This is a genomic window from Streptomyces sp. NPDC088747, from assembly GCF_044751025.1.
Taxonomy (GTDB): domain Bacteria; phylum Actinomycetota; class Actinomycetes; order Streptomycetales; family Streptomycetaceae; genus Streptomyces.
In genome coordinates this window covers 56,830-81,626 of record NZ_JBIVKZ010000020.1, presented here as the reverse complement: position 1 = coordinate 81,626, position 24,797 = coordinate 56,830, and the positions used below count along the sequence as shown (strand labels likewise).

Annotated in this window: 22 protein-coding genes; 2 read left to right on the top strand and 20 right to left on the bottom strand. The window is 71.3% G+C overall.

What is annotated here, in order from left to right:
• Nucleotides 1–42: 42 nt before the first annotated feature.
• Nucleotides 43–1,467: an RsmB/NOP family class I SAM-dependent RNA methyltransferase gene (locus ACIP79_RS35460; protein ID WP_401230215.1), complete on the bottom strand. Its 1,425-nt coding sequence runs from the start codon at nucleotides 1,465–1,467 to the stop codon at nucleotides 43–45.
• Nucleotides 1,468–1,668: 201 nt separating this feature from the next.
• The gene (gene fmt / locus ACIP79_RS35455) at nucleotides 1,669–2,601 is read right to left on the bottom strand and encodes a methionyl-tRNA formyltransferase (protein ID WP_401230213.1); all 933 of its coding nucleotides are present in this window, start codon (nucleotides 2,599–2,601) and stop codon (nucleotides 1,669–1,671) included.
• A 442-nt stretch (nucleotides 2,602–3,043) separates the two neighbouring features.
• Here fmt and ACIP79_RS35450 point away from each other — a divergent pair, with 442 nt between their 5' ends.
• Nucleotides 3,044–3,592 carry a hypothetical protein gene (locus ACIP79_RS35450; protein ID WP_383686072.1) on the top strand — a complete coding sequence of 183 codons (549 nt, stop codon included), beginning with the start codon at nucleotides 3,044–3,046 and terminating at the stop codon, nucleotides 3,590–3,592.
• A gap of 134 nt (nucleotides 3,593–3,726) precedes the next feature.
• On the opposite strand, the gene ACIP79_RS35445 is transcribed toward ACIP79_RS35450, so the two are convergent.
• From ACIP79_RS35445 to pyrR, 14 genes are all read right to left on the bottom strand, one after another.
• Entirely contained in the window at nucleotides 3,727–5,874 is a 2,148-nt protein-coding gene (locus tag ACIP79_RS35445) for a primosomal protein N' (protein WP_401230210.1), read from the bottom strand.
• Nucleotides 5,875–5,996: 122 nt separating this feature from the next.
• Complete coding sequence (gene metK, locus ACIP79_RS35440; RefSeq protein WP_383687223.1) at nucleotides 5,997–7,205, bottom strand: methionine adenosyltransferase; 1,209 nt, start codon at nucleotides 7,203–7,205, stop codon at nucleotides 5,997–5,999.
• A 273-nt stretch (nucleotides 7,206–7,478) separates the two neighbouring features.
• Complete coding sequence (coaBC, locus tag ACIP79_RS35435) at nucleotides 7,479–8,681, bottom strand: bifunctional phosphopantothenoylcysteine decarboxylase/phosphopantothenate--cysteine ligase CoaBC (protein ID WP_401230207.1); 1,203 nt, start codon at nucleotides 8,679–8,681, stop codon at nucleotides 7,479–7,481.
• A gap of 134 nt (nucleotides 8,682–8,815) precedes the next feature.
• Nucleotides 8,816–9,088: a DNA-directed RNA polymerase subunit omega gene (gene rpoZ, locus ACIP79_RS35430; protein ID WP_003982715.1), complete on the bottom strand. Its 273-nt coding sequence runs from the start codon at nucleotides 9,086–9,088 to the stop codon at nucleotides 8,816–8,818.
• Nucleotides 9,089–9,124: 36 nt separating this feature from the next.
• A complete protein-coding gene (gene gmk / locus ACIP79_RS35425; protein ID WP_383687219.1) occupies nucleotides 9,125–9,682 on the bottom strand; it encodes a guanylate kinase in 558 nt (185 codons plus the stop codon).
• A gap of 37 nt (nucleotides 9,683–9,719) precedes the next feature.
• Nucleotides 9,720–10,043 carry an integration host factor gene (locus tag ACIP79_RS35420; RefSeq protein ID WP_016638838.1) on the bottom strand — a complete coding sequence of 108 codons (324 nt, stop codon included), beginning with the start codon at nucleotides 10,041–10,043 and terminating at the stop codon, nucleotides 9,720–9,722.
• Nucleotides 10,044–10,615: 572 nt separating this feature from the next.
• Nucleotides 10,616–11,458, bottom strand: coding sequence for an orotidine-5'-phosphate decarboxylase (gene pyrF / locus ACIP79_RS35415; RefSeq protein ID WP_401230203.1), 843 nt, complete (start codon nucleotides 11,456–11,458; stop codon nucleotides 10,616–10,618).
• Entirely contained in the window at nucleotides 11,455–12,561 is a 1,107-nt protein-coding gene (locus tag ACIP79_RS35410) for a quinone-dependent dihydroorotate dehydrogenase (RefSeq protein WP_401230425.1), read from the bottom strand. The genes pyrF and ACIP79_RS35410 overlap by 4 nt, the downstream gene beginning before the upstream one ends.
• Nucleotides 12,562–12,632: 71 nt before the next feature.
• On the bottom strand, nucleotides 12,633–15,941 hold the full coding sequence (gene carB, locus ACIP79_RS35405; protein WP_401230200.1) for a carbamoyl-phosphate synthase large subunit: 3,309 nt from the start codon (nucleotides 15,939–15,941) through the stop codon (nucleotides 12,633–12,635).
• Nucleotides 15,934–17,085, bottom strand: coding sequence for a glutamine-hydrolyzing carbamoyl-phosphate synthase small subunit (gene carA / locus ACIP79_RS35400; protein ID WP_401230197.1), 1,152 nt, complete (start codon nucleotides 17,083–17,085; stop codon nucleotides 15,934–15,936). Before carA ends, carB begins: the two co-directional genes overlap by 8 nt.
• On the bottom strand, nucleotides 17,082–17,660 hold the full coding sequence (locus tag ACIP79_RS35395) for a hypothetical protein (protein ID WP_401230195.1): 579 nt from the start codon (nucleotides 17,658–17,660) through the stop codon (nucleotides 17,082–17,084). The genes carA and ACIP79_RS35395 overlap by 4 nt, the downstream gene beginning before the upstream one ends.
• Nucleotides 17,657–18,943, bottom strand: a complete 1,287-nt coding sequence (locus tag ACIP79_RS35390; protein WP_383688793.1) for a dihydroorotase — start codon at nucleotides 18,941–18,943, stop codon at nucleotides 17,657–17,659. The genes ACIP79_RS35395 and ACIP79_RS35390 overlap by 4 nt, the downstream gene beginning before the upstream one ends.
• 4 nt (nucleotides 18,944–18,947) lie before the next feature.
• Entirely contained in the window at nucleotides 18,948–19,925 is a 978-nt protein-coding gene (locus tag ACIP79_RS35385; protein ID WP_383688794.1) for an aspartate carbamoyltransferase catalytic subunit, read from the bottom strand.
• Between the two features lie 92 nt (nucleotides 19,926–20,017).
• Complete coding sequence (pyrR, locus tag ACIP79_RS35380; protein WP_401230191.1) at nucleotides 20,018–20,617, bottom strand: bifunctional pyr operon transcriptional regulator/uracil phosphoribosyltransferase PyrR; 600 nt, start codon at nucleotides 20,615–20,617, stop codon at nucleotides 20,018–20,020.
• Nucleotides 20,618–20,861: 244 nt separating this feature from the next.
• Between pyrR and bldD the strand changes: the two genes are divergently transcribed.
• Nucleotides 20,862–21,362 carry a transcriptional regulator BldD gene (gene bldD / locus ACIP79_RS35375; RefSeq protein ID WP_067366005.1) on the top strand — a complete coding sequence of 167 codons (501 nt, stop codon included), beginning with the start codon at nucleotides 20,862–20,864 and terminating at the stop codon, nucleotides 21,360–21,362.
• 196 nt (nucleotides 21,363–21,558) lie between these two features.
• Here bldD and nusB read toward each other — a convergent pair whose 3' ends face one another.
• From nusB to ACIP79_RS35355, 4 genes are all read right to left on the bottom strand, one after another.
• A complete protein-coding gene (gene nusB / locus ACIP79_RS35370) occupies nucleotides 21,559–21,999 on the bottom strand; it encodes a transcription antitermination factor NusB (RefSeq protein ID WP_383686837.1) in 441 nt (146 codons plus the stop codon).
• A 2-nt stretch (nucleotides 22,000–22,001) separates the two neighbouring features.
• A complete protein-coding gene (efp, locus tag ACIP79_RS35365) occupies nucleotides 22,002–22,568 on the bottom strand; it encodes an elongation factor P (protein WP_266824751.1) in 567 nt (188 codons plus the stop codon).
• A 59-nt stretch (nucleotides 22,569–22,627) separates the two neighbouring features.
• The gene (locus tag ACIP79_RS35360; RefSeq protein WP_401230186.1) at nucleotides 22,628–23,731 is read right to left on the bottom strand and encodes a M24 family metallopeptidase; all 1,104 of its coding nucleotides are present in this window, start codon (nucleotides 23,729–23,731) and stop codon (nucleotides 22,628–22,630) included.
• A 72-nt stretch (nucleotides 23,732–23,803) separates the two neighbouring features.
• A complete protein-coding gene (locus tag ACIP79_RS35355; RefSeq protein ID WP_401230183.1) occupies nucleotides 23,804–24,670 on the bottom strand; it encodes a Pro-rich N-terminal domain-containing protein in 867 nt (288 codons plus the stop codon).
• Nucleotides 24,671–24,797 lie beyond the last annotated feature (127 nt).

The window sequence follows — 24,797 nt, the reverse complement described above, 5'->3', positions numbered from 1 at the left end:
CCCAGCGGTGTCGTTCGGATCAGGCCGCGTCGTCCGGTGCGGTCACCCGGTCCTGCGGATCAGCGCCAGGTACATCGCGTCCGTCCCGTGCAGATGCGGCCACAGCTGTACGTCGGGACCGTCGCCCAGTGCCGGTACGCCGGGCAGGAGAGGGCGGGCGTCGATGAGCTCGGCGTCGTACTGCTTGACCACGTCGTCCACCACGGCCCGGGTCTCCGCCATGTGCGGCGAGCAGGTCGCGTAACCGACGACGCCGCCGACCCGTACGGATTCGAGCGCCGTGCGCAACAGTCCGCGCTGGAGCGGGGCGAAGCCCTCCAGGTCCTCGGGGCGCCGCCGCCAGCGGGCCTCGGGACGGCGGCGCAGGGCGCCGAGCCCGGTGCAGGGCACGTCCATGAGCACGCGGTCGAAGGTGCCGGGCAGCCACGGCGGACGGGTCCCGTCGGCCGCGATGACCTGGTAGGGCCCGGGATTTCCGGCGAGCGCCTTCGCGACCAGCCTGGCGCGGTGCGGCTGCTTCTCGGAGGCGAGCAGCACGGCGCCGCGTTCGGCGGCGAGCCCGGCCAGCATGGCGGCCTTGCCGCCGGGACCGGCGCACCCGTCCAGCCACGCCTTGTCGGGCCCGTCGAGCGGCGCGTTGGCCAACGCGATGGCCACGAGCTGGCTGCCCTCGTCCTGAACCCCGACCCGGCCTTCCCGCACGGCCTCGATGGCACCCGGTTCGCCGCCCTCGGAGAGCCGCACGGCGTACGGCGACCAGCGGCCCGGCAGCGCGGACTCCTCGCCGAGCACGTCGAGGAGTTCGTCGACGCGGGCCCGGCCGGGCCGGGCGACGAGTGTCACCTCGGGCCGTTCGTTGTCGGCTTCGAGCAGGTCCTCGATCCCGGCGCGACCGCCGCCGAGGGAGTCCCACAGGGCGGAGACGACCCACCGCGGATGCGAGTGGACGACGGCGAGATGGTCCTCGGGGTCGTCCTCGTACGGCGGCGCGACCTGCTCGATCCATTCGTCGAGCTCGTGCCTCGACACCTTGCGCAGTACGGCGTTGACGAACTTGGCCCGCCCGTCGCCGAGCACCACGCGGGCGAGCTCGACGGAGGCGGAGACCGCGGCGTGGGTCGGGATGCGGGTGCCGAGCAACTGGTGGGCGCCCAGGCTCAGCACATCGAGCACCGGCGGATCGACCTCGCGGAGCGGCCGGTCGACACAGGCGGCGATGATGGCGTCGTACGTGCCCTGCCCGCGCAGCGTCCCGTACACCAGCTCGGTGGCCAGGGCCGCGTCCCGCGCGTCGAAGTCGTCCTTCGCGCGCGCCTTCCGCAGCAGTGGCGGCAGCACGAGGTTCGCATACGCGTCCCGCTCGTCCACGGCACGCAGCACCTCGAAGGCGAGCATGCGGACCGGGTCCTTCTTGGGACGTCGGTGGGGCTTGCCGGTCTTCTGCGGCGGACGGGACTGCTCACTCACGAAAAAGGTGCTCCGGATCCGGTAAACAAGGTACGTCTGTCAGCCTACGCCGCGAGGCCGAGGCCGGGCTCGCGGCGGTGGCGGGGGCTCGTAGCGGTGTCGAAGGTGCCGGGCGGGCCCGCATCGGTGTCCCGACGGTGGTAGTGCGGGGCGGGACGTCCCGGACGCCCGGACGACCATGGCGTCCCGGGCCCCGCCGGGTCAGACCCCGACCCGCTCCCCCGAGGCGATCCGCACCCCGCGAGCCCAGTCCGCGGCGCGCATCGGCTTCTTGCCCTGGGCCTGGACCCACAGCAGCTCGACGGCGTACGAACCGGTCCCCACGTGGACGTTGTTCTTGCCGACGGCCAGCTCGCCCGGGGCGAGATCGTCGCGGTCGGTCACCGGGGCGACCTGGATGAGCTTGAGCCGCTCACCCCGGAAGACGGTCCAGGAACCGGGGGCCGGCGTGCACCCTCGTACGACCCGGTCCACGCGCAGCGCAGGGGCCGTCCAGTCGACGTGGGCGTCCTCGACGCTGATCTTCGGTGCCAGGGTGATGCCGTCGGCGGGCTGCGGCACGGCCTTCAGGGTGCCGTCCTCGATGCCGTCCATGGTCGCGGCGAGCAGCCCGGAGCCGGCGAAGGCCAGCCGGGTGAGCAGGTCACCGCTGGTGTCCGTGGACCGGATCTCCTCGGTGACGGTGCCGTAGACCGGCCCGGAGTCGAGCCCTTCCTCGATGAGGAAGGTGGAGGCGCCGGTGATCTCGTCACCCGCAATGATCGAGTGCTGCACGGGTGCCGCGCCGCGCCAGGCGGGCAGCAGCGAGAAGTGCAGGTTGACCCACCCGTGCGCCGGGACGTCCAGCGCGACCCGGGGCAGCAGGGCGCCGTACGCGACGACGGGACAGCAGTCGGGCGCGATCTCCCGCAGCCGGGCCAGGAACTCCTCGTCCCGCGGCTTCACCGGCTTCAGCACCTCGATGCCGGCCTCCTCCGCCCGCTCCGCGACCGGGCTCGCGACGAGCCGCCGCCCGCGTCCGGCCGGCGCGTCGGGCCGGGTCACGACAGCGGCCACCTCGTGCCGCCCGGAAGCGATCAGGGCGTCCAGAGCGGGAACGGCGACCTCGGGGGTACCTGCGAAGACGAGCTTCATGGGTGGCGGTTGACCTCTCGGAAAGGAACGCTTCAGACCCCGCGCGCACGCCGGTGTCGGCTTGGGTGCGGGACAGCGCACCAGTCTATGCGGGGCGGGGCGTCGAGGGCGCGGGCGCCGGGAGTGCGGGCGCCGGGGATGCGGGGCGCCCGGCCACGCGGGAGGCACACAGCCGGCGGCCGGTTCGCGCAGACGGTTCGCACAGCCAAGTCGTACGGCCGGTTCGCACAGACGCTGCGGGCGGGAACGTACGGGCCGGGGAGCCCGCCGTGGGTCAACTCTCCGCCGGGGGCGTACGCCCTTCGGCGCGCCCCGTGCATATGCCCTTACGCCCCCGCAGCGTGACCACTCACCCGTAAACGCGTTGGTCAAGAAAGAGTTGACCAACGCGGGCCGCGATCGCGGCCCGATCCTTTTCAACGCCGGTTCGAGAGGCTTGTTCATGGCCGACCACGCAACCCACGACGCCCAGGCTCGGGCCAGCCTGCACTTGCTGGTGCGGGACATCGAGCGGGTCCGCCGGCAGGTGGACGCACTGCGCACGCTCACCGCCCAACTGGGCAACGTCTACCGCCCGCGCCGCTCCGGCCCCTCCGCGGGCTTCGTCGTCTACGGACGCGCGCCCGCCCCGACCGTCCGCCTCGCCCAGGAGCTGCGAGACAGCGTCGAGACCCTGGTCACGGCCGCGGTGGACTTCGACCGCTCGCTGGGATTCTCGTGGGACGCGGTGGGTTCGGCCCTCGGGGTCACCAAGCAGGCGGTGCACCGCCGCTACGGAGCCCGCCGGGCCACCACGCAGGCGGCGGCGGAGGCGGAGCGCGCCACGGAGCCGGCGGGCAACCACACCGTGGCCGTCAACACCGGTATCCCCACGATGCCGGTGCCGACGGTCCCCGCGGCCCGCTCCATGCCGACCCAGCCGACGGCGGGCAGCTCCGCCCTCCGCGAGGAAGTGAGGCCCACCGCCTTCCCGGGGCCGCGCAACGGCTGACCTCCCTTCCTCCTCCCCCCGTCCGCCTCCCGACGCCGCCAGGCCCGGGAGGCGGCCCTGCACCCAGGCCCCCACGCCTCACCGCTCACGCACCCACGCACCCACGCACCTCACGGCCCACGCCCCCACACGCCTCACCCGATGTCCGGCGGATCGACCCGAATCCGTACGGGCTCGCTCCCCCCACGCGCCATCCGCGCCGCCTGCGCGGTCTTCAACGCGGCGGCGAGGGCGGCTCCGCTGCCGGGCGGCACCCGGATGAGGACCCGCTCCCAGTGCTCGCCCGGAGGCGGCGCCCCGGGCCGCCGAGGACGACCCGCCTCCGTGACATGCACCGGCACGGGCCCCAACACCTCGGCGTCTCCGGGCAGTTCGGCGGCGGCGAGGAACTCCGCCAGCGCCTGCGGCACTCCCGAGACGGCCGCCATCCGCGACACGGGGGGAAACCCGAGCTCGGCACGCTCGGCGAGTTCGCGGACGGCGTGCCCGACGGGATCCCACCGTACGAGCGCCTGCACAGGACGCAGCGTCGGCTCGGCGACGGCCACCACGGTCCCCCCGGCGCTCTGCGGTCGCACCAGCGAGGCCGCGCCGATCCAGCGCCGCAGCGCCTCCTCACCGGCCCGCAGGTCGGGGCGCCCGAGCATCGCCCAGCCGTCGAGCAGCAGCGCCGCCGCGTACCCGCCGTCGGCGACCGGTTCGGCTCCGGGTGTGCTCACGACCAGCGCGGGCGCGTCAGGCACCGTGTCGAGCACCTGCTCACGTCCGGACGTCCGCACGGGAACCGCCGGAAACGCCCGCCCCAGTTCCTCCGCGGTCCGCCGCGCGCCCACGATCTGTGCCCGCAGCCGGAACCCGCCGCACTCGGGGCAGTGCCAGGCGGGCTCGTCCCGCCCGCACCACGTACACCGCAGCGTCCCCGCGTCCTGCGACTCGATGGGACCCGCGCAGTGCCGGCACCGCGCGGCGGCCCGGCACTGCGCGCAGGCCATCCGCGGTACGTAACCCCGCCGGGGCACCTGCACCAGCACCGGCCCGTGCCGCAGGCCTTCCCGCACCACCTGCCAGGCGATGGTGGGCAGCCGCGCGGCCCTGGCTGCCTCGTCCCGGGCGAGGTCCCCGTCCCCCACGGTCCGCACCAGCGGCGCGACCGCCCGCACCTGCTCTCGCCCGGCGACCAACGGCAGCGCCCAGCCGCTCTCGACCAGCTGCGCCGCCTCCACCGTGCAGCTCCAACTCCCCAGCAGAAAGGCGCACTTGTCATGAGCGGCCCGCAGCAGCAGTACCTCACGGGCATGCGGCTGAGGGGCGTGCGGCTCGCTGTGACTGCCGTCCCCGTCGTCCCAGACCGCCACGAGGCCCAGGTCCCGCACGGGCGCGAACATGGCGGCCCGGGTGCCCACGACGGCCCGTACCGACCCGCGCCGTACGGCGAGCCACTGCCGGTACCGCTTCTCCGGCCCGGCCTCCGCGGTGAGGACGGCGTGCCGCCCCTCCCCCAGCAGCGAGGTCAGCGCGGCGTCGACGCGCGAGACGGCCCGCCCGTCCGGCACGACCACGAGGGCGCCCCGCCCCGAGGCGAGCGTCGCGCCCACGGCCCGCGCCAGCTCCTCCGCCCAGCCGGGCCCCGGCAGCGCGTTCCACACCGCTCGCGGCGCACCCCCCGACGCGAGCGACTCCAGAAAGGCCGCCCCCCGCCCGTACCGCGCCCAGGGCCCCGCATCGGGCACCCCGGGAACCGGCAGCGGCGCGGGCGAGGCCTTGCCCTCCGCACGGGCGTTGCGCGGCGGCACGGCCAACTGGAGCACATCGGCAAGACTGCCCGCGTACCGGTCCGCGACGGCACGGGCGAGGCCGAGCAGCTCCTCGCTGAGCACCGGCTCGGGCGAGACGACCTGGGCCAGGGCGGCCAACGGCCCCGCGTAGTCCGACTCGGCCAGCCGCTCGACGAGATACCCGTCGATCAGCCCGCCACCCTCACGCCGCCCCTCACGCACCCGGTGCCGCCCGGCCCCGAACCGCACCCGCACCCGCACCCCGGGCTGTGCCTGCGCGTCGAGGTCCTCGGGGACGGCGTAGTCGAAGTACCGGTCCAGATGCAGCACGCCCTTGTCCACGAGCACACGCGCGACGGGCTGTTCCTTGGCGAGCGCGGCCCCCCGCCACGTCCGCGGCTTCGCCTTCGGCACGTTGGCCTTGCGCACGCTCTCCCGAATCAGCGCAAGCTGCTCAGGCGGCGCACCCTCCGCCCCACCCTCACCATCCCCGTCACCGCTGCTCACAGCCACATTCCTACCAGAGGCCACCGACACCGCCGACTGAAGTCACGGCGGCGCTGTCGCGCGCGGGAAACAGCGAGGCCCGGCACCCCCGAAGGGCGCCGGGCCTCACCTCACAACCGGCCCTACAGGCCGACAGCCTTGCGCAGCGCCTCCACGCGGTCCGTCCGCTCCCACGTGAAGTCGGGCAGCTCGCGCCCGAAGTGGCCGTACGCGGCGGTCTGGGCGTAGATCGGGCGGAGCAGGTCGAGGTCGCGGATGATGGCCGCCGGGCGGAGGTCGAAGACCTCGGTGATGGCGGACTCGATCTTCTCGGCGTCGACCTTGGCGGTGCCGAAGGTCTCGACGAAGAGGCCGACGGGCTCGGCCTTGCCGATGGCGTACGCGACCTGGACCTCGCAGCGGGTGGCGAGGCCCGCGGCGACGACGTTCTTGGCGACCCAGCGCATGGCGTACGCGGCGGAGCGGTCGACCTTGGACGGGTCCTTGCCCGAGAAGGCGCCGCCGCCATGGCGGGCCATGCCGCCGTAGGTGTCGATGATGATCTTGCGGCCGGTGAGGCCGGCGTCGCCCATCGGGCCGCCGATCTCGAAGCGTCCGGTCGGGTTGACCAGCAGGCGGTAGCCCTCGGTCTCCAGCTTGATGCCGTCGTCCAGGAGAGCCTTCAGCTCGGGCTCGACCACGAACTCGCGGATGTCGGGAGTCAGGAGCGACTCCAGGTCGATGTCCGAGGCGTGCTGCGAGGAGACGACGACGGTGTCCAGGCGGACCGCCTTGTCGCCGTCGTACTCGATGGTGACCTGGGTCTTGCCGTCCGGGCGCAGGTACGGGATGGTCCCGTTCTTGCGGACCTCGGAGAGGCGGCGCGAGAGACGGTGGGCGAGGTGGATCGGGAGCGGCATCAGTGCCGGCGTCTCGTCCGTCGCGTAGCCGAACATCAGGCCCTGGTCGCCCGCGCCCTGCTTGTCGAGCTCGTCCTCGTCACCCTCGACACGGTTCTCGTACGCCGTGTCGACGCCCTGCGCGATGTCGGGCGACTGCGCGCCGATGGACACCGAGACGCCACAGGAGGCGCCGTCGAAGCCCTTCTTCGAGGAGTCGTAACCGATCTCGAGGATCTTGTCGCGCACGAGCTGCGCGATCGGCGCGTACGCCTTGGTGGTGACCTCTCCGGCCACGTGCACCAGGCCGGTCGTGATCAGCGTCTCCACGGCGACCCGGGACTTCGGGTCCTCCCGCAGAAGCGCGTCGAGAATGGTGTCACTGATCTGGTCAGCGATCTTGTCGGGGTGACCCTCGGTCACAGACTCCGAGGTGAACAGGCGACGGGACACAACGCTCCCTGAGGTTGCAGCGGCTGCTGGCTGATCATTGGTGAACGGCCGGGGGCTGCGCCCGGCGTCGTCCGCGAACAGTTTATCGGTCGCGCTTGCCCGCAGGCCCATCTGTCTCGCTTCTCGGAAGCCTGTGACCTGCGGCACGGGCATTCTGCGCTATGACGCTAGATTTTCGCCAGGGCCGCCACGCCCGTTCTTGCGGGTCCCGAGGCCGCGGCCGGGGCAGTCAGGACATTCCCCGCCCGCCGGGATTTCACATGACTGAGACGTTCACCGGAACCGGGGAACCACGAGGTCCCACACCGTGTCGGCCAGCGCCTCCTTCGGGCCGTAGGGCACCGGCGTCTCGCTGCCGTCGGCGCCGAGCACCACGGCCTCGTTCTCCTCGGCACCGAAGGTCCTGCGCTCCCCCACCTCGTTCACCACCAGGAGGTCGCAGCCCTTGCGCCGCAGTTTCACGCGCCCGTTGGCGAGTACGTCGTCGGTCTCGGCGGCGAAACCGACGACCACCTGGCCGGGGCGGGCCCGCTCCGCGGAGATCTCCGCGAGGATGTCCGGGTTGCGGACCAGCGCGACCGGTTCCGGCTCCTGGCCGTCCCTCTTCTTGATCTTCCCGGTCGCGTACGCCGCCGGGCGGAAGTCCGCGACGGCGGCGGCCATGACCACCGCGTCGGCGTCCGGGGCCGCCTTCAGCACCGCCTCACGCAGTTGTACGGCGGTTCCGACCTGGACGACGTCGACGCCCGCCGGGTCCGGCATACCGGTGTTGGCGGCGATCAGCGTGACCCGGGCGCCCCGCGCGGCAGCTGTGCGGGCCAGGGCGTACCCCTGCTTGCCCGAGGAGCGGTTGCCGAGGAAGCGGACGGGGTCGAGCGGCTCACGTGTGCCGCCCGCGCTCACGACGACGTGGCGCCCGGCGAGATCCGGCTCGGCCACACCGCGCGCGAGCACCCGACGGCAGATCTCGAAGATCTCCGAGGGTTCGGGGAACCGCCCCTTGCCGGTGTCGACACCGGTGAGCCGCCCCACGGCCGGCTCGATGACGACGGCGCCCCTGCGGCGCAGCGTCGCCACGTTCTCCTGTGTCGCCGGGTGCTCCCACATCTCGGTGTGCATGGCGGGCGCGAAGACGACGGGACAGCGGGCGGTGAGGAGGGTGTTGGTGAGGAGGTCGTCGGCGAGGCCGTGGGCCGCCTTGGCGAGCATGTCGGCCGTCGCGGGGGCCACGACGACCAGGTCGGCGTGCTGGCCGATGCGGACGTGCGGCACCTCGTGGACGTCCGTCCAGACCTCGGTGGAGACCGGGTGCCCGGAGAGGGCGGACCAGGTGGCGGCGCCGACGAAGTGCAGGGCGGCCTCCGTCGGCACGACGCGTACGTCATGGCCGGACTCGGTCAGCCGGCGCAGCAGCTCACAGGCCTTGTAGGCGGCGATGCCACCGCTGACCCCCAGCACGACCTGTGGCTTGTCCACCGGGCCTCCCCACACTCGAAACGACGACGCCGAAGAACTCCGGGCCGGACGGTCCCATGACACACCACAGGCCCGACAGTCGCGCTGCCGGGCCCGGGATGAAGAAGAACTACGAAGAACGACGAGCGCAGCGCCTACTGAGCGGGGCCCTCGACGGCCTCGGAGGTCAGCAGACCCGCGTTGATCTCGCGCAGGGCGATAGAGAGCGGCTTCTCGTGGACGTGGGTGTCCACCAGGGGACCGACGTACTCGAGGAGGCCCTCACCGAGCTGCGAGTAGTACGCGTTGATCTGACGGGCGCGCTTGGCCGCGTAGATCACCAGGCTGTACTTCGAGTCGGTGGCCTCGAGGAGCTCGTCGATCGGAGGGTTGATGATGCCCTCGGGAGCGGTGATGGAAGAGGACACGCTCTGCCTTCCGAAAAGGGAAAAAGACCTGAAAGATCAAACAACTTCCATCAAGGCTAGCAGCTCACGTGCTACATCCTCGACGGAGGTGTTGACAAGGGTGACGTCGAACTCGGTCTCGGCCGCCAGTTCGATCTTGGCCGCCTCCAGGCGGCGCTCGATCACCTCGGGCGGTTCGGTGCCCCGGCCGGTGAGCCTGCGCACCAGTTCCTCCCAGGAGGGCGGAGCCAGGAACACGAGCAGGGCCTCCGGCATGGACTCGCGGACCTGCCGGGCGCCCTGGAGGTCGATCTCCAGGAGAACCGGTACACCCGTCTCCAGGTGTTCCAGAACGGCGGCACGCGGGGTCCCGTAGCGGTTGCCGGCGAATTCGGCCCACTCCAGGAGCTCGCCGTTGGCGATCAGCTTGTCCATCTCCTCGTCACTGACGAAGAAGTAGTGGACTCCATGCTTCTCACCGGGGCGCGGCCTGCGCGTCGTCGCCGACACGGAGAGCCAGACCTCGGGGTGTTCCTTGCGCATATGAGCGACGACCGTGCTCTTGCCGACCCCTGAGGGGCCGGAGAGCACGGTCAGCCGCGGACGTTCACTCATGCAGCGATTATTCCAGCAATCCCGGGATGCCCAGAACTCAGGCGCCCGAGCCGCCGAACTCACGCTCCAGGGAGGCGATCTGGTTCGAGCCGAGGCCGCGTACACGACGGCTTTCGGAGATCCCGAGTCGCTCCATGATCTGCTTGGCGCGGACCTTGCCCACGCCCGGCAGGGACTCAAGGAGAGCGGAGACCTTCATCTTGCCGATGACGTCGTTCTCCTGACCCTGCTTGATGACCTCGTGAAGGGAGGCGCCGGAGTGCTTGAGTCGATTCTTGACCTCGGCCCGCTCCCGGCGAGCCGCGGCGGCCTTTTCGAGCGCGGCTGCGCGCTGTTCAGGGGTAAGGGGCGGAAGAGCCACGCCTACGTCACCTCGGATGTCGAACTGTCGGATACGGACCGGTGAGGAACCTAGTCGCCCCACACCTGGGGAGCCGCGAGCAACACGCTTGCCCGTTGTCCCCCACTGCCCTGACAGGGCGGGAGGGGCCCCCACTCGTCGGAGACTAGCGGGCAAGTGCGCCAGAGTCAGCGAGAACAGCGGAAAAGTCCTGGTCAGCCTCCCTGGAGCCAGACATTTCCGACAAACTGCCCTGGATTTGAGGATGTATCCAGGATCGAGGGCCTCCGAATACACCCGCCGAAGGACTCCCGGAGAGCGCCGACGGACCGAGAAGCGGCCACCGACGGCCCTGGAAAGGGCCCCAGACGGTCCGGGAATGGGCCGCCGACGGTCCGCGGAAGGACCGTCGGCTGTCCGGTGAAGGCCCGCAGACGGTCCGCAGAAGGGCCGTCGGCTGTCCCGTGAAGACCCGCGGACGGTCCGAGGAAGGACCGTCCGCTGTCCGGTGAAGGCTCGCGGACGGTCCGGGAAAGGGCTGCCCGCGGTCCGCCGACGGACCGCCGGCGGTCTCCCACGGGCCTCCGGACGGCTCAGGCGGCCGTCACCGCGACCCTGATCTCCTCGGCGAAGCCCGCCGCCGCCTCCCGCAGCGCGATGACGTCCGGACCGTGACGTAGAACACCCCGGCTGACGTTCGGGACGACATTGCGCACCGCCGCGCCGAAGACGCCCGCCAGATCGGCCGCGGTGGCACCCTGCGCGCCGATTCCGGGCGCGAGGATCGGCCCGTTGATGTCCAGGTCGTACGAGGAGAGATCGCCCAGCGTGGCACCCACCACCGCGCCGAAGGAGCCCAGGGGCGTCTCCCGCGCGTTCTCGGCGGCGAGGTGGGCCAGCATCGTCGCCCCGACATCGCGGCCGTCGGCGCGCACGGCGTGCTGCACCTCGCCGCCCTCCGGGTTGGAGGTGAGCGCGAGGACGAAGAGGCCCGCCCCGTTCTCACGGGCCAGCTCGACCGCCGGCTTCAGCGAGCCGTAGCCCAGGTACGGCGACACGGTCAGCGCGTCCGAGAACAGCGGCGCGTCCTCGCGCAGGAAGGTCTCCGCGTACGCGGCCATGGTCGAGCCGATGTCCCCGCGCTTGGCGTCCATCACGACCAGCGCCCCGGCCTCGCGCGCCTCCCGTACCGACTCCTCCAGTACGGCGATGCCGCGGGACCCGAAGCGCTCGAAGAACGCGCTCTGCGGTTTCAGGACGGCGACCCGGTCGGCCAGCGCCTCCACGACCGTGCGGCTGAAGCGCTCCAGCCCCGCGACATCGTCGGCGAGGCCCCACTCGGCGAGCAGTGAGGCGTGCGGGTCGATGCCGACGCACAGCGGGCCCCGCTCGTCCATCGCACGGCGCAGGCGCGCGCCAAAGGGTTCCGGGGTCATACGGGCTTCCTCACGTCGGCGCCGACCGCGTCGGCGAGGGTGGCGTACGGGCTCGTGCCGAGGCGGGCGGCCAGCCCCTTGTGGATGGCGCGGGTCCAGAACGGGCCCTCGTAGACGAAGGCGCTGTAGCCCTGGACCAGCGTGGCGCCGGCCAGGATGCGCTGCCAGGCGTCCTCGGCGTTCTCGATGCCGCCGACGCCCACCAGGGTGATCCGGTCGCCCACGCGCGCGTAGAGCCGGCGCAGCACCTCCAGGGAGCGGGCCTTCAGCGGCGCGCCGGAGAGCCCGCCGGCCTCCTTGACCAGCGAGGGCGGGGACGTCAGACCCAGCCCCTCGCGCGCGATGGTGGTGTTCGTGGCGATGATCCCGTCCAGGCCGAGTTCCACGGCGAGGTCGGCGACCGCGTCGATGTCGTCGTCGGCGAGGTCGGGCGCGATCTTGACCAGGAGGGGCACCCGGCGGTCGGTGACCGCGCGGTCGGCGGCCTCCCGGACGGCGCTGAGCAGCGGCCTGAGCGCCTGTGTGGCCTGGAGGTTGCGCAGCCCGGGGGTGTTCGGCGAGCTCACGTTGACCACGAGGTAGTCGGCGTGCCGGGCCAGCCGCTCGGTCGACTTCACGTAGTCGCCGACGGCCTCCTCCTCCGGTACGGCCTTGGTCTTGCCGATGTTGACGCCCACGACGGTCCTGAAGACGGGCGTACGGGCTTCAAGCCGCCCGGAGACGGCCGCGGAACCCTCGTTGTTGAATCCCATGCGGTTGATCAGCGCCCGGTCCGGCACGAGCCTGAACAGCCGTTTCCTGGGATTGCCTGGCTGCGGCTCCCCGGTGACGGTGCCGATCTCGACGTGGTCGAAGCCGAGCATCGACATCCCGTCGATCGCCACGGCGTTCTTGTCGAAGCCGGCGGCGAGCCCGAACGGGCCGTGCATCCGCAGGCCGAACGCCTCGGTGCGCAGTTCCTCGTGGCGGGGAGCGAGCACGGCCGCGACGAAGGTGCGCAGCACGGGGACGCGGGCGGCGAGGCGGATCCAGCGGAAGGCCAGGTGGTGGGCCCGCTCGGGGTCCATGCGTTTGAAGACGAGGTTGAAGAAGATCTTGTACATGGGTGTCCTCACGAAGACTGGAGTCCTCACGAAGAGAGGGACACCGTTTCCGGTGTCCCCCTCGAAGGCCGCTAGTCGCGGGCCGCGGTCAGATGCTCGGCGTGTTCCTGGAGCGAACGCACGCCCACGTCACCGCGGTTGAGCGCGTCGATGCCCTGGACGGCGGCGGCGAGCGCCTGAACCGTCGTCAGGCACGGCACGGACCGCGCGACGGCCGCCGTACGGATCTCGTAGCCGTCGAGCCGGCCGCCGGTGCCGTACGGCGTGTTGACGATCAGGTCGACCTGGCCGTCGTGGATGAGCTGGACGATGGTCTTCTCGCCGTCGGGACCCACGCCCTCGCTCTGCTTGCGTACGACGGTGGCGTTGAGGCCGTTGCGCCTGAGCACCTCGGCCGTGCCGGACGTGGCGAGCAACTCGAAGCCGTGGGCGACCAGTTCACGCGCCGGGAAGATCATCGAGCGCTTGTCGCGGTTGGCGACGGAGATGAAGGCGCGGCCCTTGGTCGGCAGCGGACCGTACGCCCCCGCCTGGGACTTGGCGTACGCCGTGCCGAACACCGAGTCGATGCCCATGACTTCACCGGTGGAGCGCATCTCCGGGCCGAGCACCGTGTCGACGCCGCGGCCGTGGATGTCGCGGAAGCGCGACCACGGCATGACGGCCTCCTTGACGGAGATCGGCGCGTCGAGCGGCAGCGTGCCGCCGTCGCCGTTGGCCGGGAGCAGCCCCTCGGACCGCAGTTGGGCGACGGTCGCGCCCAGCGAGATGCGGGCGGCGGCCTTGGCCAGCGGCACCGCGGTCGCCTTCGAGGTGAAGGGGACGGTGCGCGAGGCGCGCGGGTTGGCTTCGAGGACGTACAGGATGTCCCCGGCCAGCGCGAACTGGATGTTGATGAGTCCGCGTACGCCGACGCCCTTGGCGATGGCCTCGGTCGAGGCCCGCAGCCTCTTGATGTCGAACCCGCCGAGGGTGATCGGCGGCAGCGCGCACGCCGAGTCGCCGGAGTGGATCCCGGCCTCCTCGATGTGCTCCATGACGCCGCCGAGGTACAACTCCTCGCCGTCGTACAGCGCGTCGACGTCGATCTCGATCGCGTCGTCCAGGAACCGGTCGACGAGGACCGGCCGGGAGGGGCTGATCTCGGTCGACTCGGCGATGTAGGAGGACAGCCGCGTCTCGTCGTACACGATCTCCATGCCGCGTCCGCCGAGCACGTACGAGGGACGTACCAGGACGGGGTAGCCGATCTCGTCGGCGATGGCCTTGGCCTCGGCGAAGGTGGTGGCGGTGCCGTGCTTGGGCGCGGGCAGGCCGGCCTCCGCGAGGACCCGTCCGAAGGCGCCGCGGTCCTCGGCGGCGTGGATGGCCTCGGGCGAAGTGCCCACGACCGGCACGCCGTTGTCCTTGAGCGCCTGCGAGAGGCCGAGCGGTGTCTGGCCGCCGAGCTGCACGATCACACCCGCGACCGGACCGGCCAGCGTCTCCGCGTGGACGATCTCCAGCACGTCCTCCAGCGTCAGCGGCTCGAAGTACAGGCGGTCGGAGGTGTCGTAGTCCGTGGAGACGGTCTCGGGGTTGCAGTTGACCATCACGGTCTCGTAGCCGGCGTCGCTGAGCGCGAAGGAGGCGTGGACGCAGGAGTAGTCGAACTCGATGCCCTGGCCGATGCGGTTGGGTCCCGAGCCCAGGATGATGACGGCCGGCTTCTCGCGCGGGGCGACCTCCGTCTCCTCGTCGTAGGAGGAGTAGAAGTACGGCGTCTTCGCCGCGAACTCGGCGGCGCACGTGTCGACCGTCTTGTAGACCGGGCGGATGCCGAGCGCGTGCCGCACCTCGCGGACGACGTCCTCGCGGAGCCCGCGGATCTCGGCGATCTGCGCGTCGGAGAACCCGTGCCGCTTGGCGTCCGCCAGCAGTTGGGGGTCCAGCTTGTCGGCGGCGGCCAGCTCGTCCGCGGTCTCCTTGATCAGGAACAGCTGGTCGACGAACCACGGGTCGATCTTCGTGAACTCGAAGACCTCCTCGGGCGTGGCGCCCGCGCGGATGGCCTGCATGACGGAGTTGATGCGCCCGTCGGTCGGCCGCACGGCCTCTTCCAGGAGAAGGGCCTTGTCGCCTGGCTCGCCGACGAAGGTGAACTGGCTGCCCTTCTTCTCCAGCGAGCGCAGCGCCTTCTGCAGCGCCTCGGTGAAGTTGCGGCCGATCGCCATGGCCTCGCCGACCGACTTCATGGTCGTGGTCAGCGTCGAGTCGGCGGACGGGAACTTCTCGAAGGCGAACCGCGGGGCCTTCACGACGACGTAGTCGAGCGTCGGCTCGAAGGACGCCGGGGTCTTCTCCGTGATGTCGTTCGGGATCTCGTCGAGCGTGTAGCCGACGGCGAGCTTGGCCGCGATCTTGGCGATCGGGAAGCCGGTCGCCTTGGAGGCGAGAGCCGAGGAACGCGACACACGCGGGTTCATCTCGATGACGATGATCCGGCCGTCCTCGGGGTTCACCGCGAACTGGATGTTGCAGCCGCCGGTGTCGACGCCGACCTCGCGGATGATCGCGATGCCGATGTCGCGCAGGCGCTGGTACTCGCGGTCGGTCAGCGTCATCGAGGGCGCGACGGTGATCGAGTCGCCGGTGTGCACGCCCATCGGGTCGAAGTTCTCGATGGAGCAGACGACCACGACGTTGTCGTTCCGGTCGCGCATCAGCTCCAGCTCGTACTCCTTCCAGCCGAGGATGGACTCCTCGATGAGCACCTCGGTGGTCGGCGAGAGCGTAAGGCCCTGCCCGGCGATGCGGCGCAGTTCCCCCTCGTCGTGCGCGAAGCCGGAACCGGCGCCGCCCATGGTGAAGGAGGGGCGGACGACGACCGGATAGCCGCCGAGCGTCTCCACGCCCTCGATGACCTCGTCCATGGAGTGGCAGATCACGGAGCGGGCGGACTCGCCGTGCCCGATCTTCTGGCGGACGGCCTCGACGACACCCTTGAAGAGGTCGCGGTCCTCACCCTTGTTGATCGCCTCGACGTTGGCGCCGATCAGCTCGACGCCGTACTTCTCCAGCACGCCCTGCTCGTGCATGGAGATGGCGGTGTTCAGCGCCGTCTGACCGCCCAGGGTGGGCAGCAGCGCGTCCGGCCGCTCCTTGGCGATGATCTTCTCGACGAACTCCGGGGTGATCGGCTCGACGTAGGTGGCGTCGGCGATCTCCGGGTCGGTCATGATCGTCGCCGGGTTGGAGTTGACCAGGATCACCCGCAGTCCCTCGGCGCGCAGGACGCGGCACGCCTGGGTGCCGGAGTAGTCGAACTCGGCGGCCTGGCCGATGACGATCGGGCCGGAGCCGATGACCAGGACGGACTGGATATCGGTGCGCTTAGGCACGCTGGGCTCCCTTTTCTGCCATGAGCTCTACGAAGCGGTCGAACAGGTAGGCCGCGTCGTGCGGGCCCGCCGCCGCCTCGGGGTGGTACTGGACGCTGAAGGCCGGCTGGTCGAGCAGCTGAAGCCCCTCGACGACCTGGTCGTTCAGGCAGACGTGGGAGACCTCGGCGCGGCCGTAGGGGGTGTCGGACACCTTGTCGAGCGGCGCGTCGACGGCGAAGCCGTGGTTGTGCGCGGTGACCTCGACCTTGCCGGTCGTACGGTCCTGCACCGGCTGGTTGATACCGCGGTGGCCGTACTTCAGCTTGTAGGTGCCGAAGCCGAGCGCGCGGCCCAGGATCTGGTTGCCGAAGCAGATGCCGAAGAGCGGCGTCCGGCGCGCGAGCACTTCCCGCATGACGGAGACCGGGCCGTCGGCGGTCGCCGGGTCGCCGGGACCGTTCGAGAAGAACACCCCGTCGGGGTTCACGGCGAAGACGTCCTCGGCGGTGGCCGTCGCGGGCAGCACGTGCACCTCGATGCCGCGCTCGGCCATCCGGTGCGGGGTCATGCCCTTGATGCCCAGGTCGACGGCGGCGACGGTGTACTTCTTCTCGCCGATCGCGGGGACGACGTACGTCTCCTTGGTGGCGACCTCGGCGGCGAGGTTCGCGCCCTTCATCTCGGGCGCCCGGCGGACCTCGGCCAGCATGGTGCCCTCGTCGGGCAGCGCCGCGCCGGAGAAGATGCCGACGCGCATGGCGCCGCGCTCACGCAGGTGCCGGGTGAGCGCCCGGGTGTCGATGCCGCTGATGCCGACGACGCCCTGGTCGCGCAGTTCCTCGTCCAGCGAGCGCCGGGAGCGCCAGCTGGAGGTCACGCGCGCGGGATCCCGTACGACGTATCCGGCGACCCAGATCCGCTTCGACTCGGGGTCCTCGTCGTTCACGCCGGTGTTGCCGACGTGCGGGGAGGTCATCACGACGACCTGGCGGTGGTACGACGGGTCGGTGAGGGTCTCCTGGTAGCCGGTCATGCCGGTGGAGAACACCGCTTCGCCGAAGGTCTCCCCCACGGCCCCGTACGCACGGCCGCGGAAGACCCGGCCGTCCTCCAGGACGAGTACGGCGGGAACCTTCGCGGCTCCCCGGGTGGAGGTGGTCATCGTGCGCCTTCCGTGTCGATGCTCTGGTCACTCGTGTCGATCATGTTGTTCAGGGTGTCGACCCATTCGTTGTGCTCGGCCGCGCGGTCGGAGCGGAACCCCGAGTCGATCAGCCTGTCGCCGTGCGCCCAGGTGACGACGAGCAGTCCGCCCTCGGTGAGGACCTTGCCCGCGATGCCCTTGTCGAGCCGTGCCTCACGGAGCTGCGCGACCGGGACGAAGAAGTCGGCGGCTCCCGGCCGTACGACGTCCAGGCCCGCGTCCGTCAGCGTCAGCGCGACCCGGCTGCGGGTACCCAGACCGTGCGCGACGATCCGGTCCAGCCACTGCCCTGCGGTGGTGGAGCCGTGGTAGCGGCCGGTCAGTTCAAGTCTCACCGGACCGGGCTCGGACGGCGCGGTGGGCAGCTCCGGCAGGTCGCCCTGGAGGGTCCCGCGCCACTTCCAGCCCTCGCGCATCAGCCAGTAGAGGAGCGCGACGAAGAGGGCGAGGCCGACGAGCCAGCCGATGCGGGCGGCCCAGTCGGTCACTTCCGCCGACTTCTGTTCGGCGGCGATCATCATCTGAGGTGTCACGCGAGCTTCCCGTCCACGAGGGTGGCCTTGCCCCGGAGCCAGGTGTGCGTGACACGGCCCGGCAGCTCACGGCCCTCGTAGGGGGTGTTGCGGCTGCGCGAGGCGAAGCCCGCGGGGTCCACGGCTCCACGGTATTCGGTGTCGACCAGCGTGAGGTTGGCGGGCTCACCTGCCGAGACGGGACGGCCGTGCCCCACGGCCCGGCCGATCTCGGCGGGCTTGACGGACATGCGGTCCGCGACACCGGCCCAGTCGAGCAGCCCGGTCTCGACCATCGTCCGCTGCACGACGGACAGCGCGGTCTCCAGGCCCACCATGCCCATGGCCGCGGCGGCCCACTCGCAGTCCTTGTCCTCGTGCGGGTGCGGGGCGTGGTCGGTGGCGACGATGTCGATCGTGCCGTCGGCGAGCGCCTGACGCAGGGCCAGCACGTCACGTTCGGTGCGCAGCGGCGGGTTGACCTTGTAGACCGGGTTGTACGTGCGTGCCAGTTCGTCGGTGAGGAGCAGGTGGTGCGGGGTCACCTCGGCGGTGACGTCGATGCCGCGGGACTTGGCCCAGCGGACGATCTCGACGGACCCGGCGGTCGACAGGTGGCAGATGTGGACGCGGGACCCGACGTGCTCGGCGAGCAGCACGTCGCGGGCGATGATCGACTCCTCGGCGACCGCGGGCCAGCCGCCGAGGCCCAGCTCGGCGGAGACGACCCCCTCGTTCATCTGGGCGCCCTCGGTCAGCCGCGGCTCCTGCGCGTGCTGCGCGACGACCCCGCCGAAGGCCTTCACGTACTCCAGCGCCCGGCGCATGATCACGGCGTCGTCCACGCACTTGCCGTCGTCCGAGAAGACCGTGACGCCGGCCGCGGACTCGTGCATCGCGCCGAGTTCGGCGAGCTTCCTGCCCTCCAGGCCCACGGTGACGGCGCCGATGGGCTGCACGTCGCAGTAGCCGTGCTGCTGGCCGAGCCGGTAGACCTGCTCGACGACACCGGCGGTGTCCGCGACGGGGAAGGTGTTGGCCATGGCGAACACGGAGGTGTAGCCGCCGCTCGCCGCCGCCCGGGTGCCGGTCAGCACGGTCTCGGAGTCCTCGCGGCCCGGCTCGCGCAGATGCGTGTGCAGGTCGACGAGGCCCGGCAGCAGCACCTTGCCGTCGGCCTCGACGATTTCCGCGCCCTCGTCAGAGAGCCCGGTGCCGACGGCCTCGATGACCGTGCCGTCGATGAGTACGTCCTGCGGCTCGCCGCCGAGCACCCGCGCACCACGGATAAGGATCTTGCTCATGTGCTTACTTCTCCTCGGTACGGGTGTGGGTGACGGCGGGCTCGTTGCCGCCAAGGAGCAGGTAGAGGACGGCCATCCGGATCGAGACGCCGTTGGCGACCTGCTCGACGACGGTGCAGCGGTCCGAGTCGGCCACCTCGGCGGTGATCTCCATCCCGCGCACCATGGGGCCGGGGTGCATCACGATGGCGTGCTCCGGCATCTTCGCCATCCGGTCGCCGTCGAGGCCGTAGCGCCGCGAGTACTCGCGCTCGGTGGGGAAGAACGCCGCGTTCATCCGCTCCCGCTGCACACGCAGCAGCATCACGGCGTCGGACTTGGAGAGCGTGCGGTCGAGGTCGTAGGAGACCTCGCAGGGCCAGGTCTCCACGCCGACCGGCACCAGGGTGGGCGGGGCGACGAGGGTGACCTCGGCGCCGAGGGTGTGCAGCAGGTCGACGTTGGAGCGCGCGACCCGGCTGTGCAGGATGTCGCCGACGAGCGTGATCCGCTTGCCGGTCAGGTCCTGCCCTATGCCCGCGTCCCGGCCGACCAGCCTGCGCCGCATGGTGAAGGCGTCGAGCAGGGCCTGCGTGGGGTGCTGGTGGGTGCCGTCGCCCGCGTTGATCACGACGGCGTCGATCCACCCGGAGGTGGCGAGCCGGTACGGGGCTCCGGAGGCGCCGTGCCGGATGACGACCGCGTCGACCCCCATGGCCTCCAGGGTCTGGGCGGTGTCCTTGAGCGACTCGCCCTTGGAGACGCTCGACCCCTTGGCGGTGAAGTTGATGACGTCCGCGGAGAGGCGCTTCTCGGCGGCCTCGAAGGAGATCCGGGTGCGGGTCGAGTCCTCGAAGAAGAGGTTGACGACGGTGCGGCCGCGCAGGGTCGGCAGTTTCTTGATCGGCCGGTCGGCGACCCGGGCCATCTCCTCGGCGGTGTCGAGGATCAGGACGGCGTCGTCGCGGGTGAGGTCGGCGGCCGAGATGAGATGACGCTGCATCTTTCAGGCTCCGTAAGGAAGTTCAGTTCGCGGGAGAATTCGGGCGCGCGGCGGCGCGAGGGCGTACGACAGGGACGTACGCCGACGCGTGGCTACCGCTCGCCGCCCGTGGAGGTCCGCTTCGCCCCGAGCAGGACGGTGTCGCGACCGTCCTCCTCGGCGAGTTGGACCTTGACCGTCTCCCGCAACGACGTGGGGAGGTTCTTGCCGACGTAGTCGGCGCGGATGGGCAGTTCACGGTGACCGCGGTCGACCAGGACCGCCAGCTGCACCGCGCGCGGACGGCCGATGTCGTTCAGCGCGTCGAGCGCCGCGCGGATGGTCCGGCCGGAGAAGAGCACGTCGTCGACGAGCACGACGAGGCGGCCGTCGATGCCGTCGGCCGGGATCTCCGTACGGGCCAGCGCTCGCGGCGGATGCATGCGCAGGTCGTCGCGGTACATGGTGATGTCGAGGGAGCCGACGGGGATGCCGCGGCCGGTGATCTCCGCCAGCTTCACGGCGAGCCGCCGGGCGAGGAAGACGCCCCGGGTCGGAATGCCGAGGAGCACCACGTCGTCGGCACCCTTGGCGCGCTCGACGATCTCGTGGGCGATGCGGGTCAGCACCCGCGCGATGTCGGGGCCTTCGAGAACCGGCCGCGCATCGGATTCGTAATCCTGCTTGTCCTGCTTGTCCTGCTCGGTGTCCATAGGAAACGGACCTCCTTCTCCGCCTCACGGGACGGATCATTAAAGGACGTCGGAATTGCGCCATCCACGCTACCAGCCCCGCAACGCGCCTGATCACCCCCCTTCGAGCCGGCGTCGGCGACGCCCGCGGAAGAGCCGGTCCGGACCATTCGGCTTGACGGGGCAGAGTAACGCTGCGTAACCTCACAGTGAGTCACCAGCCGCGCGGCCGAGCCGCACGTTGATACAGCGTCCGGGGAGCTATATGTCCAGCGAATACGCCAAACAGCTCGGGGCCAAGCTCCGGGCCATCCGCACCCAGCAGGGCCTTTCCCTCCACGGCGTCGAGGAGAAGTCCCAGGGCCGCTGGAAGGCCGTCGTGGTCGGTTCGTACGAGCGCGGAGACCGCGCCGTCACCGTGCAGCGTCTTGCCGAGCTCGCGGACTTCTACGGGGTTCCGGTGCAGGAGCTGCTGCCGGGCACCACTCCGGGCGGGGCCGCCGAGCCGCCGCCGAAGCTGGTCCTGGACCTGGAGCGGCTGGCCCACGTGCCTGCCGAGAAGGCCGGCCCGCTGCAGCGCTACGCCGCGACGATCCAGTCGCAGCGCGGTGACTACAACGGCAAGGTGCTGTCGATCCGCCAGGACGACCTGCGCACGCTCGCCGTCATCTACGACCAGTCGCCCTCGGTCCTCACCGAGCAGCTGATCAGCTGGGGTGTCCTGGACGCGGACGCGCGTCGCGCGGTCTCCCACGACGAGGGCTGATCCCAACCAGCGCTTGAGCAGAAACGTGCCGCCGGGGTGGCCGGAACACATCGTTCCGGCCACCCCGGCGGCTTTCTGCGGCCCGCGGAGACCTCCCGGGTACCGGAACGCCGGAGGGCCCGCAGCGGACGTGCTGCGGGCCCTCCGGCGTTTTCTGGCTTTCGCGCGTTCCTCGTCACTGACGTACGGGTGTTCCCTACGCCGGGGACTCGTCCCGGCGCAGCGACGGCTTCAGGTCCTTGAAGCGGCCCAGCAGGCCGTTCACGAACGCGGGCGACTCGTCCGTCGAGAACTCCTTGGCGAGCTGGACCGCCTCGTCGAGCACCACGGCGTCGGGGGTCTCGTCGACCCAGATCAGCTCGTAGGCACCGAGGCGCAGGATGTTGCGGTCGACCACCGGCATCCTGTCCAGCGTCCAGCCGACGGAGTACTGCGCGATCAGGTCGTCGATCCGCCTCGCCCTGGGGGCGTAGCCCTCGACCAGCTGCATCGTGAACTCACTCACCGGCGGCTGCCGGGTGTCGGACCGGGAGAGCCGGATCCAGTCCGCGAGGACCGTCAGGACGTCCGCGTCGCGCTGGTCACCCTCGAAGAGGATCTGGAAGGCGCGCTTGCGGGCCGTGTTGCGGGCAGCCACGGTTAGCTGTTCACCCGGCCGAGGTAGTCGCTCGTGCGGGTGTCGACCTTGATCTTCTCACCGGTGGTGATGAAGAGCGGCACGTTGATCTGGTGGCCGGTCTCCAGGGTGGCGGGCTTGGTGCCACCGGTGGAGCGGTCGCCCTGGACGCCGGGCTCGGTCTCCTGGATGACGAGCTCGACGGCGGCCGGCAACTCGACGAAGAGCACCGAGCCCTCGTGCTGCGCGACGGTGGCGGTGAAGCCCTCGATCAGGAAGTTGGCGGCGTCGCCGACGGACTTGCGGTCGACCATCAGCTGGTCGTACGTGTCCATGTCCATGAAGACGAAGTACTCGCCGTCCATGTACGAGAACTGCATGTCACGCTTGTCGATCGTGGCCGTCTCGACCTTGACGCCGGCGTTGAACGTCTTGTCGACGACCTTGCCGGAGAGCACGTTCTTCAGCTTGGTGCGCACGAAGGCCGGGCCCTTGCCGGGCTTGACGTGCTGGAACTCGACGACGGACCAGAGCTGGCCTCCGTCGAGCTTGAGCACCAGGCCGTTCTTGAGGTCGTTCGTGGAAGCCACGGTTGCGGAATCTCCTGGACTGACGTGGACGACCCCGGGGCACACGCGCAGCTCGAAGGCTAGAGCGCGAGCAGTTCCTTGGTCGTAATGGTGAGTAGCTCGGGTCCGCCGTCCGCCTCGGGGCGTACGACGAGCGTGTCATCGATCCGGACACCGCCCCGGCCCGGGAGGTGGACCCCCGGTTCGACGGTGACCGGCACGCAAGCGTCCAGTTTACCCATGGCCGCGGGGGCGAGCTGCGGCTCCTCGTCGATTTCGAGCCCCACACCGTGCCCGGTCAGCGGAGGAAGGCCTTCCGTGTACCCCGCGGAGTCCAGTACCTGACGGGCCGCGCGGTCCACGTCACGGTAGGCGGCGCCCGGTGTCAGCGCCTCGCGTCCGGCCCGCTGGGCGGCGAAGACGAGGTCGTACAGCTCGATCTGCCAGTCGGCGGGAGAGGTCCCGATGACGAACGTTCGGCCGATCTCGCAGCGGTAGCCGCGGTAGGCGGCGCCGAGGCAGACGGAGAGGAAATCGCCTTCCTCCACCCGCCGGTCGGTGGGCCGGTGGCCACGGCGCCCGGAGTTCGGGCCGGTGCCGACCGAGGTCGCGAAGGCCGGTCCGTCGGCGCCGTGGTCGACGAGCCGCCGTTCCAGTTCCAGCGCGAGATGGCGTTCGGTGCGGCCCACCAGGATCGATTCGAGGAGTTCGCCCAGCGCCTGGTCGGCGATCTCGGCGCCGATCCGCAGACAGGAGATCTCCTCCTCGTCCTTGACGACCCGCAGCTGCTCCACCGCGCCGCCCAGGTCCGCCAGGCGCAGCCGCGGCGCGACCGAGCCGATGGCGCGGTGCCGGGCCATGGTCAGGTGGTGCTCCTCGACCGCGAGGGACTCGGCGCCCTGGGCGAGGGCCACGTCGGCCGCGGCGACGGCCGGGTCACCGCCGGGGCCCGGCAGCGCCTGCACCCGCAGCGCCTGGTCGGGGCGGCCCTCCTCGTCGCCGGTCGGCCGGCCGCCGCAGAACAGCAGATCCTCCCCCCTGCCGAGCAGGAGGACGGCGCCGCGCGGGGCAGCGCCTGCGAGATACCTCACGTTGGCCGGGCGGGTGACGAGTGCCGTGGCACTGCCGCCCGCCGTACAGCGCTCCCGGAGCCGCTCTCGGCGGGCCGCGTACACCTCTGACATAGACCGAGCGTACGAGCGGCGGGACGATGGCGCCGGTTCAGAGGGGCTGGACGGGCGGCGGGCCCGGCGGGACTACCACTGGGGCGGGCTGGCGATCGACCGTGCGAGCACGTCGTCCAGGACGCGGGCGGTGGTCGGCACGTCGAGCTGCGAGTTGTCGATGATGGGGAGCCCGGAGCCGTACCACCCGGCCATCCGGCCGTGGATGCGGGCGACTTCCTCGTCCGTGAGGCGGCGGTTCCCGGAGCGCTCGGCGTTGCGCTCCAGGACTATCTCCAGGCCCGGCAGCAGGACGACGGGCAGCAGGCCGGGCCCGACGTGCCGCTTCCAGCCGCCGAGGCCGACGACGGGGCGGTCCGGGAAGACGGCGTCGTCGAGGATGCAGGAGATGCCGTTGGCCAGGAAGTTCCGCGCGGCGAATCCGCAGGTGCGGCGGGCCAGGCGGTACTGCGCCTCGGAGTGGTCGTTCCACCCGGACTGCGGGTCGGCGAACCCCGAGCGCACCCATTCGCGTACGTCGTCGAGGCTGATGTGGGCGGTGGGCACCCGGCGGTGGGCCGCCCAGTACTTGGCGACGCTGGTCTTCCCCGCGCCCGCGGGGCCGATGAGCAGCACGGCGAGCGTGATGGACGTGGGGTCCGCCTGGCCCGCGGTGGGCGGCGCGCTGGGCATGGCGACCGGTCCGCCCGGGGGCAGCTGCACATGGCCGGTGGTGTCCGGCGTGGGCGGCACGGGGGCGTGCTGCGGGGGTGTGTGCTGCGGGACGTGCGCGTGGGGCGCCGCGTGGCCCGGGGGCGGCCCGGTGAACCCCGGGGCGTGCGGTGGCGGGGGGACGGGGCCCGGGTGTCCGGGCCGCGGTCCGGCCGGTGACCAGCCGACGGCCGGTCCCTGCCCCGGCTGGTGGGGCGGCGGCAGCGGAGCCCCCACTGCGTGCTGCATCCGGTGCCACTCCGTCTCGTACAGGCAATTGGCGCTGGCGAGCGAGGCCCTAGGCCCGCTCGCCACCGAACGGTACCTTCCCCGGCCGCCGTTGTGTGAACGGCCGGGGAAGGTGCGAAGTGCCCGT